17 protein-coding genes are annotated in these 18529 nt (G+C 63.0%); 7 read left to right on the forward strand and 10 right to left on the reverse strand.

Annotated features, from left to right (window positions below; all coding sequences use genetic code 11):
• Window positions 1-59: 59 nt before the first annotated feature.
• The 5 genes from rplS to ffh form a co-directional block, all read right to left on the reverse strand.
• Window positions 60-410 carry a 50S ribosomal protein L19 gene (rplS, locus tag HMPREF3173_RS16805; RefSeq protein WP_043212460.1) on the reverse strand — a complete coding sequence of 117 codons (351 nt, stop codon included), beginning with the start codon at window positions 408-410 and terminating at the stop codon, window positions 60-62.
• A 42-nt stretch (window positions 411-452) separates the two neighbouring features.
• Complete coding sequence (trmD, locus tag HMPREF3173_RS16810; RefSeq protein ID WP_070093151.1) at window positions 453-1205, reverse strand: tRNA (guanosine(37)-N1)-methyltransferase TrmD; 753 nt, start codon at window positions 1203-1205, stop codon at window positions 453-455.
• A gap of 3 nt (window positions 1206-1208) precedes the next feature.
• The gene (gene rimM, locus HMPREF3173_RS16815) at window positions 1209-1745 is read right to left on the reverse strand and encodes a ribosome maturation factor RimM (RefSeq protein WP_070574704.1); all 537 of its coding nucleotides are present in this window, start codon (window positions 1743-1745) and stop codon (window positions 1209-1211) included.
• 5 nt (window positions 1746-1750) lie between these two features.
• Window positions 1751-2002: a 30S ribosomal protein S16 gene (rpsP, locus tag HMPREF3173_RS16820; protein WP_043212455.1), complete on the reverse strand. Its 252-nt coding sequence runs from the start codon at window positions 2000-2002 to the stop codon at window positions 1751-1753.
• A 238-nt stretch (window positions 2003-2240) separates the two neighbouring features.
• Window positions 2241-3617 (reverse strand): signal recognition particle protein, encoded by a 1377-nt coding sequence (ffh, locus tag HMPREF3173_RS16825; protein WP_043212452.1) that lies wholly within the window; start codon window positions 3615-3617, stop codon window positions 2241-2243.
• 291 nt (window positions 3618-3908) lie between these two features.
• Here ffh and HMPREF3173_RS16830 point away from each other — a divergent pair, with 291 nt between their 5' ends.
• From HMPREF3173_RS16830 to HMPREF3173_RS16840, 3 genes are all read left to right on the forward strand, one after another.
• Window positions 3909-4718 carry a cytochrome C assembly family protein gene (locus HMPREF3173_RS16830; RefSeq protein ID WP_043212451.1) on the forward strand — a complete coding sequence of 270 codons (810 nt, stop codon included), beginning with the start codon at window positions 3909-3911 and terminating at the stop codon, window positions 4716-4718.
• A gap of 9 nt (window positions 4719-4727) precedes the next feature.
• Window positions 4728-5930: a transporter associated domain-containing protein gene (locus HMPREF3173_RS16835; RefSeq protein WP_070574706.1), complete on the forward strand. Its 1203-nt coding sequence runs from the start codon at window positions 4728-4730 to the stop codon at window positions 5928-5930.
• Between the two features lie 254 nt (window positions 5931-6184).
• Entirely contained in the window at window positions 6185-7486 is a 1302-nt protein-coding gene (locus HMPREF3173_RS16840) for an MFS transporter (protein WP_070574708.1), read from the forward strand.
• A 90-nt stretch (window positions 7487-7576) separates the two neighbouring features.
• Here the strand turns inward: HMPREF3173_RS16840 and purT are convergent, their stop codons facing one another.
• From purT to HMPREF3173_RS16865, 5 genes are all read right to left on the reverse strand, one after another.
• Complete coding sequence (gene purT / locus HMPREF3173_RS16845; protein WP_043212445.1) at window positions 7577-8758, reverse strand: formate-dependent phosphoribosylglycinamide formyltransferase; 1182 nt, start codon at window positions 8756-8758, stop codon at window positions 7577-7579.
• A 115-nt stretch (window positions 8759-8873) separates the two neighbouring features.
• A complete protein-coding gene (locus HMPREF3173_RS16850; RefSeq protein WP_070093158.1) occupies window positions 8874-9341 on the reverse strand; it encodes a VUT family protein in 468 nt (155 codons plus the stop codon).
• A gap of 49 nt (window positions 9342-9390) precedes the next feature.
• On the reverse strand, window positions 9391-9594 hold the full coding sequence (locus tag HMPREF3173_RS16855; RefSeq protein WP_070574710.1) for a DUF1289 domain-containing protein: 204 nt from the start codon (window positions 9592-9594) through the stop codon (window positions 9391-9393).
• 1 nt (window position 9595) lies between these two features.
• Window positions 9596-10120, reverse strand: a complete 525-nt coding sequence (locus HMPREF3173_RS16860; protein WP_070574712.1) for a gamma carbonic anhydrase family protein — start codon at window positions 10118-10120, stop codon at window positions 9596-9598.
• Between the two features lie 45 nt (window positions 10121-10165).
• Window positions 10166-10765, reverse strand: coding sequence for a CoA pyrophosphatase (locus HMPREF3173_RS16865; protein WP_070574714.1), 600 nt, complete (start codon window positions 10763-10765; stop codon window positions 10166-10168).
• Window positions 10766-10898: 133 nt separating this feature from the next.
• On the opposite strand from HMPREF3173_RS16865, the gene HMPREF3173_RS16870 reads away from it, so the two are divergent.
• The 4 genes from HMPREF3173_RS16870 (at window position 10899) to HMPREF3173_RS16885 (ending at window position 18397) form a co-directional block, all read left to right on the forward strand.
• Window positions 10899-11453, forward strand: a complete 555-nt coding sequence (locus HMPREF3173_RS16870) for an NUDIX hydrolase (protein ID WP_070574715.1) — start codon at window positions 10899-10901, stop codon at window positions 11451-11453.
• A 19-nt stretch (window positions 11454-11472) separates the two neighbouring features.
• On the forward strand, window positions 11473-12009 hold the full coding sequence (locus HMPREF3173_RS16875; RefSeq protein WP_043212440.1) for a L,D-transpeptidase family protein: 537 nt from the start codon (window positions 11473-11475) through the stop codon (window positions 12007-12009).
• A gap of 155 nt (window positions 12010-12164) precedes the next feature.
• Window positions 12165-13847 (forward strand): ShlB/FhaC/HecB family hemolysin secretion/activation protein, encoded by a 1683-nt coding sequence (locus tag HMPREF3173_RS16880; protein WP_070574716.1) that lies wholly within the window; start codon window positions 12165-12167, stop codon window positions 13845-13847.
• A 23-nt stretch (window positions 13848-13870) separates the two neighbouring features.
• Complete coding sequence (locus HMPREF3173_RS16885; protein WP_070574718.1) at window positions 13871-18397, forward strand: hemagglutinin repeat-containing protein; 4527 nt, start codon at window positions 13871-13873, stop codon at window positions 18395-18397.
• Window positions 18398-18529: the final 132 nt, after the last annotated feature.

Raw genomic sequence — 18529 nt, forward strand, 5'->3', positions numbered from 1 at the left:
AGCCCGAAGGCTGCTTTTTTCTCGCAAGGTGGCCGCTGGGGCCACCGGTCAAACGGCACTTAGGCCAGTTTTTCCTTGATGCGAGCGGCTTTGCCGGACAGGTCGCGCAGGTAGTACAGCTTGGCCTTACGCACGTCACCACGACGTTTCACGGACAGGCTGTCGATCTGCGGGCTGTAGGTCTGGAAGGTACGCTCTACGCCAACGCCGCTGGAGATCTTGCGCACGGTGAAGGCGCTGTTCAGACCGCGGTTGCGCTTGGCGATAACGACACCTTCGAACGCCTGCAGACGGGAACGGTCACCTTCCTTCACTTTAACCTGGACAACAATGGTGTCGCCTGGTGCGAAGGTTGGGATTTCCTTGTTCATCTGCTCGGCTTCGAGCTGCTGGATGATCTTGTTGGTCATGCTGTGCTCCTAAGGCGGATAACTCGATCCACCATCGATACGTTAACTATCGTCCCGCTCGCGGAGATATTCCTCGAGCAGCTTCTTCTCTTCTCCAGAAAGCGAGCGACTTTCCAGAAGATCGGCGCGTCGTTCGAAGGTCCTACCAAGGGACTGCTTCAATCGCCAACGCCGGATGTGTGCATGGTTGCCACTAAGCAACACGTCGGGAACGCGCTGATCCGCATACACCTCCGGTCGGGTGTAGTGCGGGCAGTCGAGCAGACCGTCGGTGAAGGAGTCTTCCTCCGCCGAGTCCACATGCCCTAAAGCTCCGGGCAGCAGTCGCGTAACCGCATCGATCAGTACCATGGCCGGCAGCTCGCCACCGGAAAGCACATAGTCACCAATCGACCACTCTTCATCGACATGAGCTTCGATAAAACGCTCGTCAATGCCTTCGTAACGACCGGCGATCAGGATCAACGATTCCTGTTGCGCCAAGTCTTTGACCGCCTGCTGGGTCAGCTTGCGGCCTTGTGGCGAGAGGTAGATCACCTTCGCCGATGCTCCGGTCGCTTGCCTGGCGCTGGCCAGGGCGTCTTCCAGAGGCTTGATCTTCATCACCATGCCCGGACCACCGCCAAACGGCCGATCATCCACCGTGTGGTGACGATCAGTGGTGTAGTCCCGCGGGTTCCAGCAGGTCACTTGCAGCAACCCCTGTTTCACCGCGCGGCTGGTAATGCCGTACTCCGTGATGGCCGAGAACATCTCGGGGAACAACGTGACGACTTCTACGCGAAGGTTACCCATCGTTTAGAAATCCGCGTCCCACTCGACCCGCATCACACCTGCTTCCAGGTCGACTGCCAGCACGCATTGCTCCGTATAGGGCAACAGTCGCTCGCGATCATCCAGGCTGCCTGCGCAAGGCTTGACCACCATTACATCGTTCGCACCGGTCTCCAACAGGTGATCGATCTTGCCGAACAGTTGTTCGTCTTGATTGATGACCTTCAGACCTACCAACTGGTACCAGTAGTACTCGTCAGCGGCCAGGTTGGGCAAAAGGCTCCGCGGAATGCAGATTTCATAACCGCTCAGAAGACGGGCTTCATCACGATCATCAAGGCCCTTCAGTTTCACGACCAGGCCCTTTTGGGAGCCACGACCGTTGACCAGCTCGACCTGTTTTACCTTGCCTTCGTGCCGAAGCGTCCAGCGCGGATAATCCAACAGGTTTTCAATCGGATCGGTAAAGGAATACACCTTCACCTCGCCGCGAACGCCGTGAACCGAAAAAATCTTGCCGACTACAATGAGAGCGTCAGCGTTTTCTGGCGTCGCGTTCATACTGCTCAGGCAGCGGCCTTGGCAGCGTCCTTCAGCAGCTGAGCAACGCGCTCAGACGGCTGTGCGCCCTGGCTCAGCCAGTAGTTGACGCGTTCCTGATTGACCGACAGCTTGACTTCAGCGCCGGAAGCAACCGGGTTGAAGAAGCCAACGCGCTCAACGAAACGGCCGTCACGGGCGTTACGGCTGTTGGTCACGGTCAGGTGATAGAAAGGGCGCTTCTTGGAGCCGCCACGGGCAAGACGGATGGTTACCATGTGAACATCGTTCCTATAGTCGGTGCTGCAAATCTGAATGCCCAAATGGGCACAGGGTGCCCAAAAGGCCGCATATTCTCGGGGAATACACGGACATTTGCAAATGCCTTTTTCGGCGCGGGGCTACCACACCGTTCAGATCTGCCGGTTAAGCCGCGAATTTCGCGACATCGTTCCCGCCGAAGCGGGATTTCGGGAGAGCTGCCTTATAGATAGAAGGCAACCTCCCAGAATCGAATTAGAGCTTCGGCATGCCGCCACCTGGCAGCATCCCGCCAAGGCCACGCATCATCTTGGCCATGCCGCCCTTGGCGGAGAATTTCTTCATCATCTTCTGCATCTGCTTGTGCTGCTTGATCAACCGACCGACGTCCTGCACCTGGGTGCCGGAGCCGAGGGCGATGCGGCGCTTGCGCGAACCGCTGATGATTTCCGGGTCGCGACGCTCGGCAGGGGTCATGGAGTCGATGATCGCTTCCATCTGCTTGAACTGCTTCTCAGCCGCACCCTGGGCATTGCCCATTTGCGACAGGTTGACCCCACCGATGCTCGGCAGCTTGTCCATCAGGCCGCCCAGGCCGCCCATGTTCTTCATCTGCTGCAGTTGGTCGCGGAAGTCTTCGAGGTCGAAGCCCTTGCCCTTCTTGAGCTTCTTGGCGAGCTTGTCGGCCTTGGCCTTGTCGATGTTCTGCTCGGCCTGTTCGATCAGGCTGAGCACGTCACCCATGCCCAGGATGCGCGAGGCGATACGGTCAGGGTGGAAGGGCTCGAGCGCTTCGGTCTTCTCGCCCATACCGATGAACTTGATCGGCTTGCCGGTGATCGCGCGAACCGACAGGGCTGCCCCCCCACGAGCGTCACCGTCGACCTTGGTCAGCACCACACCGGTCAGCGGCAAGGCATCGCCGAAAGCCTTGGCGGTGTTGGCGGCGTCCTGGCCAGTCATGGCGTCGACCACGAACAACGTCTCGACCGGCTTGACCGCGGCGTGCAGTGCCTTGATCTCGTCCATCATGTCGGCGTCGATGTGCAGACGACCGGCAGTGTCGACGATGACCACATCGATGTACTTGAGCTTGGCTTCGCGGATCGCCGCCTCGGCAATGGCCACAGGCTTCTGGCTGATGTCCGACGGGAAGAAGGTCACGCCGATGTCATTGGCCAGGGTTTCGAGCTGTTTGATCGCTGCCGGACGATAGACGTCGGCAGAGACCACCATCACGCTCTTTTTCTTGCGTTCTTTAAGGAAGCGCGCCAGCTTGCCGGCAGTGGTGGTCTTACCCGCACCTTGCAGACCGGCCATGAGCACCACGGCTGGTGGTGCGGCATTGAGCGCCAGGTCTTCGTTGGCCGCGCCCATCAGGCCTTCGAGTTCAGCCTGGACGATCTTCACGAACGCCTGGCCCGGGGTCAGGCTGCGCGACACTTCGGTGCCGACCGCGCGCTCTTTGACGCTGTTGACGAAATCCTTGACCACCGGCAGGGCGACGTCGGCCTCGAGCAGGGCCATGCGCACTTCGCGCAGCGTGTCCTTGATGTTGTCTTCGGTCAGCTTGGCCTTGCCGGTGACATGGCGCAGCGTCTGTGACAGGCGGTCGGTCAGGTTTTCGAACATGGTGATCCTTTCAGGCCCTAATGAAGCCGAGGTTTTTCAGGCGCCCAGGTGAATATGCACACGCGCTGGGCACAGCAAGGCGGCGATTATAGCGAAGAGCGAGGGCGGCGCACACCTGGGTGCTGACCACTGGGGTCCAGGTGACTTGTTCGCGGGCGAACCCGCGCCTACAAGGCCAGCGCCGGCCCTGTGGAATCTTGCAGATGGGGTAGGCCCTACCGTCTCCAGTCTTCCTAGAGCGGCGGGATCTATGCCAAACTCCGTCCCTTTAGGGCTTGCCTACCAGGACTTATGCTCTCTTCCCCCAGCCTCATCCCCAACCTGCTCGCCGCCGGCCTCTACATCGCCGCCGCTCTCTACCAAGGCAGTCGCCTGGCCCAGGGCAGCCGCGCCGACAAACGGCTGCTCGGTCTGCTCGGTGCCCTTGCGGTCATTGCCCAGGGTAGCGCCCTGTTCTTCCAGCTGATCACCCCGCTGGGCCTTAGCCTCGACTTCTTCAGCGCCGCCAGTCTGATCGCCGTCGCGGTGATCGCGCTGACCTTGCTGGCCTGCCTGCGCATCCCGGTCGAAAACCTGCTGATGCTGCTGTTCCCGCTCGGCGCGGTGACCGCCCTGCTGGCCCAGTTCGCCCCGCCTGGCACCGTACCGCTGGTCAATGAGGAGCCTGGGATCCTGGCGCATATCCTGCTTTCGATCCTGGCCTATGGCTTGTTCACCATCGCCGTGTTCCAGGCCCTGCTGCTGCTGTTGCAGGACTACCAGCTCAAGCACAAGCATCCTTCTGGGCTGATCCGTAACTTCCCGCCCCTGCAAACCATGGAAAGCCTGCTGTTCGGCTTCCTCTGGGCCGGTTGGGGTCTGCTGTCGCTGTCGCTGGTGTCCGGCTGGCTGTTCCTGGACAACCTGTTCGCCCAGCATCTGGTGCACAAGACGCTGCTATCCTGTGTGGCCTGGGTGGTGTTCGGCCTGCTGCTGTGGGGACGCACCCGCCTGGGCTGGCGCGGCCACAAGGCGATTCGCTGGACCCTCGCCGGTTTCTGCCTGCTGATGCTGGCCTATTTCGGCAGCAAGCTGGTACGTGAATTCATCCTGCATATCTGACGACCGCCCATGGACACCCTGCCGTACGCTCCGCTATTCGGCACTCTGGCACTGGCGCTGCTCTGGTCGGCGCTATTCACCGCCGTCGACGCGGCCCGCCAGCAATTGAACGGCCATCAGCGCCCTGCTGACAGCGCCGAGCCCGCAGTGCCCGCCCAAGCCGTGGTGCTCTGCGCAAGCCTGGGCAAGCTGCTGGTGCTGGGCCTGGCCTGCCTGATCGGCCAACGCTACAACGGCGAACACGGCTTCTGGCTGGCGGGCCTGGCCGCCAGCGGCGCCCTGTTGGTCTTGGCCGAGTACCTGCCAAGGCGCGCCGCCCGACGCAACCCGCACGCCTTCCTCAACCTCGGCACCCTGCTCAGATGGCCTCTGCTCGCATTGCAACCCTTGGCCTGCGTGCTCGACGGCTGCGCCAAGTTGATCCTTCGCCCATTGCGCGCGCAACCCGCCGCCGTGGCATTGCACCCACAGGAGCACGACGATTTCGACGAACCAGAGCCCTACGAAGCACCACGCCAAGGGCTGCTCGAAGGGCTGCAATCCCTAGACAAGATCACCGTCAACGACATCCTGGTGCCCCGCAACGAGGTGGACGGGATCAACCTGGACGACTCGCTCGAGCAGATCGCTGAACAACTGATCGTCAGCCGCCATACCCGCCTGCCGGTCTACCACAGTGATATCAACCAGGTCGAAGCCATCCTCAATACCAAGCTGATCAGCCATCTGCTGCCCCATGGCGAGCTGACCCTCCAGGCGCTGCGCGCGGCCTGCTACGAACCCTACTTCGTTCCCGAGAGCACTCCGCTGCAACGGCAGTTGCTGAACTTCCACAAGCAGCAGAGACGCTTGGGCGTGGTGGTGGACGAGTACGGAGAGGTCCAAGGCATCGTCACCTTGGAGGACATCCTCGAGGAGATCGTCGGCGAGTTCGAGGATGAGCACTCGCTGGAAAACGCGCACGTCCACCCCCTGGCCGACGGCCGCTACGTGATCGAAGGCACCGCCTCGCTGCGCGAAATAAACCGCAGCCTGGGGTGGCACCTGCCCTGCGACGGCGGCCCGAAGACCCTCAACGGGCTGGTCACCGAAGCGCTGGAAAGCATTCCGGAAAGCGCTGTATGCCTGAAGATTGGCCGCTATCGCCTGGAAATCCTCGAAACAGAGGACAATTGCGCCAGCAAGGTACTGGTGTGGACCGTGACCCGATAGCTATACTCCGGTCACGCTTACCCAGCCCTGCCGTCCCGCCTGCTACCCGCTTCCGGCACCACACGGCCGGTGCGCTCCACTGACACGCCCCGCGGTCCTGCTTCGACACCCAGAACAGCCCGCTCCCGTCCCTACCCTTGGGCTATCGTCGGTCGAGCGACTCACACTTTGACGCTCCGGCGCCCGCACGCCCATGCCTGCCTGGCAGGGAGCGACCCGCCCATAGGGAGCAATGACTGTCAGGGACCTAAAACATGACTATCAGCAGTACCTGCGCCGACACCTCGGCAGCCCCCGTCAATTCCCCCGCCCGTGTGGCCACCGCCAGCTTCATCGGCACCGCCATCGAGTTCTACGACTTCTACGTCTATGCCACTGCCGCCGCGCTGGTGATCGGCCCGGTGTTCTTCCCGTCGGGTTCCGGCACCGCGCAGATGCTCGCGGCCTTTCTGACCTTCGGTATCGCCTTCCTCGCCCGCCCGCTGGGTTCGGCACTTTTCGGCCACTTCGGCGACCGTATCGGCCGCAAATCCACCTTGGTCGCCTCGTTGCTGCTGATGGGCGTTTCGACCACCCTGATCGGGGTTCTTCCGGGTTATGACAGCATCGGCGTCTGGGCGCCGATCATCCTTTGCCTGCTGCGCTTTGGCCAAGGCCTGGGCCTGGGCGGCGAATGGGGCGGGGCGGCACTGTTGGCCACCGAAAACGCCCCTGAAGGCAAGCGTGCCTGGTTCGGCATGTTCCCGCAGCTTGGCCCCTCCATCGGTTTTCTGGCGGCCAATGGGCTGTTCCTGACCCTGGCGCTGGTGCTCAGCGACGAGCAATTCCGTGACTGGGGCTGGCGCATTCCGTTCCTGCTCAGCGCCGCGCTGGTGATCGTCGGCCTGTACGTGCGCCTGAAGCTCGAGGAGAGCCCGGTATTCGCCAAAGCCGTGGCACGCCACGAGCGGGTGAAGCTGCCGGTGGTCGATCTGTTCGCCAAGTACTGGCTGCCCACCTTGCTGGGCGCGGCGGCGATGGTGGTGTGCTACGCGCTGTTCTACATCTCCACGGTGTTCTCCCTGAGCTATGGGGTCTCGACACTGGGCTACAGTCGCGAGAGCTTCCTGGGCATGCTGTGCTTTGCCGTGGTGTTCATGGCCTTGGCCACGCCGCTGTCGGCCTGGCTGAGCGATCGCTATGGACGCAGGCCGGTGCTGATCGTCGGCGGCCTGCTGGCGGTTGCATCGGGATTCACCATGGAGCCGCTGCTGACCTCAGGCTCGACCACCGGCGTTGCGCTGTTTTTGGCCATCGAGCTGTTCCTGATGGGCGTGACCTTCGCACCGATGGGGGCATTGCTGCCTGAGCTGTTCCCGACCCACGTGCGCTACACCGGCGCCTCGGCAGCCTACAACCTCGGCGGCATCGTCGGCGCCTCGGCGGCACCGTTCTTTGCCCAGCAGTTGGTGAGCATGGGGGGATTGAGCTGGGTGGGCGGCTATGTGTCGGTAGCCGCAGTGATCAGCCTGATCGCCGTCTTGTGCCTGAAAGAGACACGCAATACAGAGCTGTAAGTGCGGAGCGGCAAGCTTCAAGCGGCAAGAAAAAGCCAAAGCCTGCGCGGATTTGCTTTTTCTTGCAGCTTGAGGCTTGAGGCTTGTGGCTTAAAATTCGACCGTGACCGCCTGGGCAGCCCGGGTCGCTTTGGCCCGAGCCGCTTCGATCGACTCGTCCCGCGCCAGGCATACGCCCATGCGACGTTGGCCATTGATTTCCGGCTTGCCGAACAGGCGGATGGCGGTATCGGGCTCGCTCAGGGCCGCACCCAGGTTGGCGAAGGTGGTCTGCTGTGACCGGCCTTCAGGCAAGATTACCGCCGAAGCCGACGGACCGAACTGACGCACCACCGGGATCGGCAGGCCCAGAATCGCGCGAGCATGCAAGGCGAATTGCGAGAGGTCCTGAGAAATCAGGGTCACCAGCCCGGTATCGTGGGGGCGCGGAGAGACTTCGCTGAACCACACCTGATCGCCCTTGACGAACAGTTCCACGCCGAACAAACCACGACCGCCCAAGGCGTCGGTGACCGCCTGGGCCACACGCTGGGACTCGGCCAAGGCCTTCGGGCTCATGGCCTGTGGCTGCCAGGATTCCTGATAGTCGCCCTTCTCCTGACGGTGACCGACCGGTGCGAGGAAGGTGGTGCCGCCTACATGACGCACAGTCAACAGGGTGATTTCGTATTCGAAATCGATGAAACCTTCGATGATCACCCGGCCTTTGCCGGCGCGGCCGCCTTCCTGGGCATAGTCCCAGGCCTTCTGCAGGTCGGCATCGCTGCGCAGCAGGCTTTGCCCCTTGCCCGAGGAACTCATCACCGGCTTGACCACGCAGGGGTAGCCCAGGTCAGCGACGGCCTTGGCGTAGTCTTCGAAGGTATCGGCGAAATGGTACGGCGAGGTCGGCAGGTCCAGCTCTTCGGCGGCCAGCCGACGGATGCCCTCACGGTTCATGGTCAGCTGGGTGGCGCGGGCGGTGGGGACGACATTGAAGCCTTCGTTCTCCAGCTCGACCAGGGTCGCGGTGGCGATGGCTTCGATCTCTGGGACGATGTAGTGCGGCTTTTCAGCTTCGATCACCGCACGCAGGGCAACGCCATCGAGCATGTTGATGACGTGGCTGCGGTGCGCCACCTGCATGGCGGGGGCATTGGCGTAGCGGTCCACGGCGATGACTTCGACACCCAGACGCTGCAGCTCGATCACCACTTCCTTGCCCAGCTCGCCACAGCCACACAGCAGTACACGGGTCGCGGTGGGCGACAATGGGGTTCCGATACGGGTCATTTCAGGTCCTCGAAGGCGTCCGGGGCCGCGCCGGGTTGGCTGCCGCCCGCTGAAAAAGGACCGATATTCTACACCCGCCGAGGCATTCCGGGGCCGCTGCGCAACCCCGATCACATCACCCTGCGACGACCTCGCGTCGGGCGCGCCAGGTCATGGCCAGCCACACGGCAGTGACGCCGGCAAACTTGGACGCCAGAGCCGTACCGATCACTGCCGGGGTCAGGGCGCCGATCATGCCGAAGAAGATGAAGGTGTCCACCGGAATGCTCAGAGCCGAGCTGAGCCATAGACGGTCACGCAACGGCCGACGGGTGATGCTGAACACCAGCCAATCGATCAGCTCGGAGACGAAGAACGCGGTGGCACTGGCCAGGGCAATGGCAGGCTCCGAAGTGACATAGGACAGCACCAACGCCGCCAGCATGGCCAACAATGCGCCATGACCATAGCGGGTCTGCACCATGTCGCGCAGGATGAACACCAGCCCACCCCAGGCGGACCAGATCACATCCAGGTGCGGGGCACTGGAAAAGGCGTAGTTGATCAGCACTACGCTACTGATATAGGCAATGAGATAGAACATGGGATCACACGTTGGGCAAGCGGCACAGAATACTTGATTTTCGAGTCAACTACAGCCTCGACCCGATGACCAAGCCTGACGCCACCGCCCGCTCGTGGCACAGCACCAGCACCTGACGGCGCTCGTCGTTGCTCATGCGCGACCAGCGGGTGATCTCGCTCACCGTGCGCTGGCAGCCGACGCAGATGTCCTGCTCGTCCAGCGCACAGACATTGACGCACGGCGAGGCGACCGGGCGTTCGGCGTTCTGCATGTCAGTCATCCTGGGGGGCCAGCTCGCGCGCGTAGCGCTCGGCATTATGGACATAATGTGTGGCGCTGGCTTCGAGCATGCGCTTCTGCGCCTCGGTCAACTCGCGCACCACCTTGCCTGGCGAACCCATGACCAGCGAGCCGTCCGGAATTTCCTTACCCTCAGGAATCAGTGCGTTGGCGCCGATGATGCAATGCTTGCCGATGCGCGCGCCGTTGAGAATCACGGCATTGATACCGATCAGGCTGTGATCGCCCACCGTGCAGCCGTGGAGCATCGCGTTATGGCCGACGGTCACGCCCTTGCCGAGGGTCAGCGGCGAGCCCATGTCGGTGTGCATCACCGTGCCATCCTGGACGTTGCTGCCTTCGCCGATGTCGATCAGTTCGTTGTCGCCGCGCAGCACCGCGCCGAACCAGACACTGGCCCCGGCCTGCAGGCGCACCTTGCCGATCAAGGTGGCATTGGGGGCGGCCCAACTGGTGGGATGGGTCTCGACCCGCAGGTCGCCCAGGCGGTATTTCATGTCTTGCTCCTCACGGTTGAAGGCAGATGGCGGGTTGGGCCCCGCTCAGATCTGGGTATAGCGCTCAGGGGGCTGGTGCAGGCTGATGCCAGCGTCGAACAGCACATTGACCAGTTCGACGATCATGATCGCCGACAACCCCCAGATCTTGTACTCGCCGTAGCGGTAGGCCGGCACGTACCAACTGCGCCCTTGGTAGTCGATACGGTGGGTATGGTCGCGCGGGTCCTGGCGGAAAAACGCCAGCGGAACCGTGAACACGGCGGCAATCTCCGCGTCGTTGGCCCGGTATTCGACGTAATCGGGGATGATCCCGACGAATGGCGTCACTTTAAGGCCATGCAGTGAGATCACCGGGCTCAGCGGGCCGATGACTTCCACCAGTCCCGGCGGCAGACCGATTTCCTCCTCGGCCTCGCGCAGGGCGGTGAACACCAGGTCCGGATCCTCCGGGTCGCGTCTACCACCGGGGAAGGCCACCTCGCCTCCATGGGTGGAAAGCCCTTTGGCCCGCAGGGTCAGCACCAGCTCGGGCTCTTCGCTACGCGTGATGGGCAAGAGCACCGCCGCCTCGGGGAAACGCCGGTCGGTTTCCAGTGACGTGGGGGTGTGATTGCTCATTCGGCGAAGAAGCTCGTCCAGCATTGCACTCTCTCGATTCCAAGGCCTGCCCTGCATGATGCACCAAAGCCGTGAAGCACCCAAGCCCCGCCAGCAGGCCGCTTGCGCAGCGCAGGCCCGGCACGCCAAGATAGCTGCAGATAAAGGGAAGAACAGCATGAAATTCTGCAGCGTGTGCGGCCAGGCGGTCATTCAGCGGATCCCCGAGGGCGACAGCCGCCTGCGGTATGTCTGCGATCATTGCCATACCATCCATTACCAGAACCCCAACATCGTCGCCGGCGTGCTTCCCACCTGGGGCAGCCAAGTGCTTCTTTGTCGACGGGCGATCGAGCCGCGCCGGGGGTTCTGGACGCTGCCCGCCGGGTTCATGGAGAACGGTGAAACCCTCGATGCGGCCGCCCGACGTGAAACCGTCGAGGAGGCCTGCGCCCGGGTCGGGCAGATGAGCCTGTACCAGTTGTTCGACCTGCCTCACATCGACCAGGTACATGTATTCTTCCGCGCCGAGCTGGCTGACCTGGATTTTGCCGTTGGCGTCGAGAGCCTGGAGGTGCGCTTGTTCGAGGAACATGAAATTCCCTGGAACGAGTTGGCTTTCCGCACCGTCGTACGGACACTAGAATGCTATTATCGCGACCGCATCGGGCAGCACTACCCCGTAGGCCATGAGTACCTGCCGCCGATGAACGTCTCGTCGTCCACCATTTAGCTCTCAGGGATACGGTTTCATGCGTTGGTTGCTTGCCCTTTTCTGCCTTTCCGTTGCATCGGTGTCCCAGGCCGCCTTCACCGAGACCATCATTCGCAAGCCTGTCGAACCGTCTGCGGTCGCCAACCAACCACTGATCGACAAGGTCCTGGTGATCAAGTCCGAGCGCCGCCTGCAACTGATCAGCCGCGGCGAGCCACTCAAGACCTACCGCATCTCCCTGGGCAAGCAACCCAAAGGCACCAAAGAGCGCGAAGGCGACAGCAAGACGCCCGAAGGCCTGTACTGGCTTGACTGGCGCAAGGTCAGTGACCGCTTCAACCTGGCCATGCACATTTCCTACCCGAACATCAGCGATGCCGCCCGCGCCCGCCGCGAGGGCGTGAGCCCAGGCGGCATGATCATGATCCATGGCACGCCGATCAACGAGGACTACCCGGAGTGGTACTTCCATACCCTGGACTGGACCGAAGGCTGCATCGCCATGCGCAACAATGACATGCGCGAGGTCTGGGACATGGTCAAGGACGGGACCTTGATCGAGATCCGTCCCTGATTCCTACAATTCGATTAACTTTGTAGGAAATTACACACATTAAACCCACCCCCACCTGACGCCCAGATGGGTACGGGACCGCATCCAAACGGTAAGTCGGATTCTTAGAATCCCCGCAAAAAAGCACATACGTGCAGCCATTGCGGGGCTTCTCCATGTCGACTTCCTTGCGTCGCTTCGCCAGGCCAATACTGGCCAGCCTGGCCCTTGCCTTGATGGTCCACCCAACTGCGTGGGCCAACGATCCCGCCACCTCGCAACTACGCGAGCAACAACGCACCCTGCAGCTTCAAGAACGCCGGCAGCGCCTCGAGCGATGGCAACGCCGTCGTCAGCCAGGCCCGGTACGGGTCGACCCTGCCCCACCTACTCGCGCAGATTCACACTGCTGGCCCACCGCCGGGTTACGCCTGAGCGGGAACCGAGTGCTATCGAACCAGCAGCTGGAAGCGGTCCTGCGTCCCCTGTGGCGCCCTTGCCTGAGCGTCGACGACATCAACACGCTGCTCAGGGCCATCACCGACAGCTACGTCCAGGCAGGTTATCCGGCCAGCCGCCCTTACCTGGCGCATCGGCCCCAGGCCGGCAAGCCACTGGCTATCGTCATCGTCGAAGGCTTCGTCGAATCCATCGAACTGGCCGGTGCCGACCTGCCGCTTTCCTTGCGAGGCGCCTTTCCCGACCTGCTCGGTCACCCCTTGTACCTGCCCGCACTCGAGCAAGGCCTGGACCAGCTCAACCGCCTGCGGGCCTATGACCTGAACGCCGACCTGCTACCGGGTGAGATCCAAAGTGGTACACGCGTGGTCATCCAGCCGCGCCGCACCGGTTCGCGCTGGCACCTGGACAGCCGCTTGGACAACCGTGGCAGCGACCTGACCGGTCGTCATCGCCTCAACCTTGGGTTAGGACTGGACAGCCCACTGGGCTTGAACGACGACCTGCGCCTGGGCGTGGCCTCGACCGTGTTCGACGCCCCCGGCCGAAGCCAAGGTGTGAACCTCTATTACAGCGTGCCCTACGGCCCGTGGAGCCTGGCCGTGAACGCCAGCTGGATGCGTTATCGCACTCCCCTGCCACAACGGCGTCAGGTCAGCACCGGCGAAAGCCATCTCCAGGGCCTGAGCGTGGAACGCCTGCTTTGGCGCAACAGCCAAGGGATGTTGAGTGCGCTCGCCCGACTGGACCGCAAGCAACTGGTCAACCGCATTCAACACACGGCGATCGCGCAGCAAAGCCCGACGCTGACCACCTTCGAGGCCGGCCTCAACCTGCTGTGGCTCGAAGGGGGGCTGTGGAACGCCTATGTGGGCGTGTCACAGAACCTGGACTGGTTTGGCGCCGAGCATTCACTGCTGCCCTCGAAAAGGGCTGCGCAAACGCATTGGCGCAAGTACCGGGCCAGCTTCGTGCATTTGCGCCAGGGGCCTGCGCAATGGCCCTGGCGTTGGCAGAGCGAGTTGAACCTTCAGTACAGCGAGCAACCGCTTCCGGCGATCGAGCAATTGCTGCTTAGCGACGACGCCGCCGTTCGCGGCTGGCGTCAGGACACGGTCGCCGGTGCCAGCGGCGCGGTCTGGCGCAACACCTTCAGCCAGCCCCTGCCCTTCTTCCGGGCATTGGAGATACGCCCTCACCTGGGCCTGGACCTGGGCTGGACCCGCTTCACCCCCGCCAGCGCTCCCCAACGGATCGCAGGGGGCGCTCTGGGTGTAGTGCTAGGGCCTCCCGCCAATCACCTGCGCCTGGACTACCAACGAGCCCTGTACGCCAGCGAACGCAACCGCCGCTCGCTGGAACCTGGCCTCTGGGTCCTGGAGTGGACCCTGAGTCTCTGATCACACAACAAAAGAGAAAAACAGTGACCCTTACTACCCACCCCCACTCAGTGAGCCCGGATGTCTTGCGCTGGGCCATTTTCATTGCCCTGGTGACATGCTCCTGCGCCGTGGCCGCAGATGGCTTGCAACCAACCTCCGGGCCCGGCGGTACGCCGGTCGTCAACAATAACCACGGTGTACCGGTGATCGACATCGTCGCCCCCAATGCCCGCGGCCTGTCCCACAACCAGTTCCTCGACTACAACGTCGCCAAGCCCGGCGTGGTGCTCAACAACGCCTTGCAGCCTGGCCAATCACAACTGGTCGGTGCCCTGAACGCCAATCCACAATTCCAGGGCCAGGCAGCGTCGACCATCCTCAACGAAGTCGTCAGCCGCAACGCTTCGCTGATTGAGGGGCCGCAGGAGATTTTCGGTCGCGCCGCCGACTACATCCTGGCCAACCCCAACGGCATCACCCTCAATGGCGGCAGCTTCATCAACACCACACGTGCCGGACTGCTGGTCGGCACGCCGGACATACAGGATCAACAGATCCGCTTTCTCGATACCCTGCACGCCAGCGGTACCCTGCAGGTGCTCGAAGGCGGACAATCCAACCGCGAGACGGCATTGGAGCTGATCGCCCCACGCATCGATCAGCAGGGGGCGCTCGAAGCCCGCACAGATCTGAACCTGACTGTCGGGCGAAATCGCATCGATGCCCAGGACGGACAAATCATTCAGCACCTGCCCAGCGCCCCGGCCAGCATCGATGCCAGCCTGTTCGGCGCCATGCGTGCCGGGCGCATCCGGGTGGTAAGCACTGCCGAAGGTGCAGGTGTACGCGTGGGCCCTTCCCCATTGAGCGCGGACGATGGCATCAGCGTTCGTTCTTCAGGCACCCTGCACGTCAGCGGCACGGCCGATGAACGTGCGCGTCTGCGCACCGAGCGGGGTGAACTGGCGTTGACCGCAGCTGGCGACCTGACGCTCGACGCCGTCGAGGCCAAAGCCGGGCGTATCGAATTCGCCGCCGGCAACAAATTGACCCTGGACGCCAAGACTCGGGAAAGCCTCCAGCGCGATCACGAACAATGGAACAACAAGTTCCTCTTCGTCACCACCGAGACCTACAACCGCGAGCGCACCACCACCGACCGTCAGCAACAAGGGACACTGCTGCACGCCGACGAAGGGATCGCACTGCAATCAGGCGATGACATGCGCCTGGTGGCAGCGAACCTTCGAACCCGAGGCGAGCTGAGGCTCGAAAGCGCGGCCAAGCTCGATGTCGAAGCCGGCATCGACAGTCAACGGATCGAAGAACAGGTGCGCCACCGCAAGCACCTGTGGCGCGGCGACAGCGATACCGACCGCTACAAGGAAACCGCCAACGCCAGCCAGCTGGAAGGCGGACGCATCGTGATGACCGCCGGCGATACGCTCAACGTGCAGGGCAGCCGCCTGCAAAGCCAGGGCGACACCCTGTTCAAGGCCGGCCAGGTGAGCGTGACCACGACCACCCTGCAGGACACAGGCACACAACGCGACTATCGGGGCGATCTGGTCTCCGGCGCATTCTTCGGTTCACGCGATGGCAACGAACGCAAGGGCCAGACGGTGGCCGGCAGCGAGCTCAAGGTAGGAGGCGATCTCGACATCATCGCCGATCAGGTCACGGTCAAGGGCAGTACCTTGAGCAGCCAGGGCGATTCGGTCCTGTTCAGCGAAAAGGGCCTGCTGGCCATCGAGGCCGATCGCAACCGCATCACCACGACCGAGCACGAGCGCGACAGCAAGCTGTTTGGCCTGTTCGGTAGCGACCAGACACGCACCACGCGCCAGGAGCAAGCAATCGTCAGCGACCTGAACGCCACCAGCGACCTGCGCCTGGCCAGTGCTGAAGAGATGCGCCTGATCGGCGCCAAGGCCACGGCAGGCAAAACGCTGCAGGTGCAGGCCAAGGGCGACCTGCTGATCGCCAGCGCGCAAGCCCAGACCCACAGCGAAACCCAGCAGGTACAGCGCGGGCTGAAAACCAGCGCCCGCCAGACCCAGGATGCCCAGGACGGTAAGGCGGATTCGCGCCAGTTCGAAGCGAGCCTGGGGTACCAGGTAACCAACACCCAACAGCAGGCCGATCAGACGATGCAGACACCCAGTGAACTTAAAGGGGCAACGGTAAGCCTCGACAGCGGCGCTCACCTACAGGTCAATGGCTCCAGGGTCCAGGCCACTGCCGGCATGCTCACCGTCCAGGGCGCGAAAATCTCCCTCGGCGCAACACACGATACCGTCCGATCGACCACCGAAAAGACCCGCAGCGAAGGAGGCCTCACAGTCTCGGGTGGCATCGACCGGCTGGGCAGCGCCACCACAGGCCAGCGTCGCCAGGACACCACCGTCGAAAACGACAGCACGGCCGTGCGCAGCGAACTGCTGGCCAAGGGCGATCTGACGCTCTCTACCGCAAACCTTGCCAGCGACGCCGCCCGGGTGGAGGCAGGCGGGACCTTGCAAGTCAACGCAGGGCAGATCGACAACCGGGCCGTTGAAGACCTCAAAGAGCGCAAGCAGGATGCCACCGGCTGGCGCGCCGGCCTTGGCGCCAGCCTGGAATACCGCGACCTGACCCGGCCCATCGAGCGCCTGGTCCAAGGCGAGGAGGCTGCGCGCTTCCAACAAGCCTCGGTCGAGGATGCCCTGGCCGCCCCCAGCATCGGCGGCGACCTGACTGTCGAGCACATCAAGCGCCTGGAAAACCAGCGACGAGGCTATGCACAGGTCAGCGAATTCACCGGTGCCTCGGTCCAGGTCAAGGCCGACCGGATCGAGGACCAAGGCACTCAATGGCGAGCCACTGCCGGCACGCTGAAGATCGACGCCGGGCGCCATCAACTGAAAGCGGCCAGCGATACCCAGTCCGACACCCTCCAGCGCCTGGATGTCGGGGGCGACCTACGCGTGGACACCAGTACCGGGCAGGACATCAATGGCCGCGGCGCAGGTAAGGGAGGCTCTGTGGATAAAACGCAAACCCAGCTCACCGCACGCCCTGGCGGGCTGTTCGGCCAACAAGGCGTCCAGATCCAGCTCGCAGGCCCGGGCCTGTATGAAGGCACGCGCGTCGATGCAGGCAACGGCGCCTTCAGCGCGCAGAGTACCGGCAGCTTGACCTTTGCCGCGGCCACCAACAGCACATCCGAGCAATCGCTCCAGCTCACCGGCAATGCCTGGCTCAAGGGCGGCAATCGCCCCGGCAGCACAGGCCTTGAGGGGCGTGGCTATCTTGACCGCGAGCGCGAGCAACGCCAATCGAGCACCGCCCACGTCGCGCAGATCGACGCCAAAGGCGACGTCGCCCTCAAAAGCGGCGGCGACCTGCTACTCGAAGGCACCCGTATCGGCAGCCGGGAAGCGCCTACAGGCGAGGTCCGCCTGGACAGTGACGGCCTGCTGCAGGTCAAGGCCGCCCGCAATACCCAAACGGCCAGTGGCGGCAAGATCGGTGGGGGCCTGGAACTGGCCGCCAAGACGGGTAACAGCAAGGGGGGCGCCCTGGGCGGCCACTTCACCCATGCAAAACTGGACGAAGATGCCAACCAAGCGGTCGACGCGCGCATCGACACTCGCGCAGAAGTGCATATGAGCAGCCGCGCCCGCGAGGACGTCGCCCTGCACGCGCAAGGTCTGCAAGTCTCGGCCACGCTGCTCGATCTGCAGACGCCCAATGGCGGCCTGCTGCTAGAGGCTTCAGGCAACCAGGACAAGCGCAGTAACCTGGACATCACCGGTGGCGCCGGCTTGACCCTCAGCCGAGGCGAACTCGACAGCCGCGGCCTGTATGGCCGGATCAAGCTCGACCTCGATAAACGCGACAACCAGATCTGGAATGCCAACACCCTACGCGCAGACCACATCAATCTGTACACCCAGGGCGATGCCCGCTTCGAAGGTATCAGCCTGGGAGCCAGACGTATCCAGGGTTCGGTTGGCGGCGACCTGTTGCTGGCCAGTCGCAAGGACCGCATCGATACCCTCACCGTCGGGGTAGATGCGCGCTTGAGCCAAGAGAAGAACCCACAAAGCTATACCAACGCGGCCAAAGCCCTGGCGGGCCCGGCAGCAGGCAAAGTCGGCAATAAGACCAGCTCCGCCCTGAGCCAGGCCGAGCCCGGCTTCTCCCCTACCTTCAAGCTGGACCTGTCCCATCAACAGCGCGACACCGTGGCCCATCAAGCCACCTTCAGGGGCACCGACGGCATCGCCCTCAAGGTCGGTGGCGATGCGAAGCTGGTGGGCGCGCGCTTGCTGTCGGCGAATGGCCCTGTCGGGCTGGATGCAGCCTCGGTCACCCGCCAAACCCTCTCGGGCACCGACTACCGTCGAGATGTCTCGATCGACGCGTCCAACTCGCCGGTCGACCTGGGGGCGGCCATCGCCGAGCTGGCCAAGGACAAAGGCGCGGCCGAGGGCGACAACCCACTGGATCTGGGGCTGGTACGCACCAGTGGACACAACCGCACGGAGCAATGGGCCTCGCACATCGAGCAGAAGCGCCGCTAGGCCAACCGTGGCACGAGCAGGCATGCCTGCTCGTGTTCGAGGGCAAGGCCATCCATCACACATCCTGAAAACCAATCTTGACCGTGACGAACGGGTTTCGGCGGCCCTTTCATGGTTTTGCCAAAAAATCGT

It is taken from the genome of Pseudomonas sp. HMSC08G10, assembly GCF_001808425.1.
GTDB lineage: Bacteria > Pseudomonadota > Gammaproteobacteria > Pseudomonadales > Pseudomonadaceae > Aquipseudomonas > Aquipseudomonas guariconensis.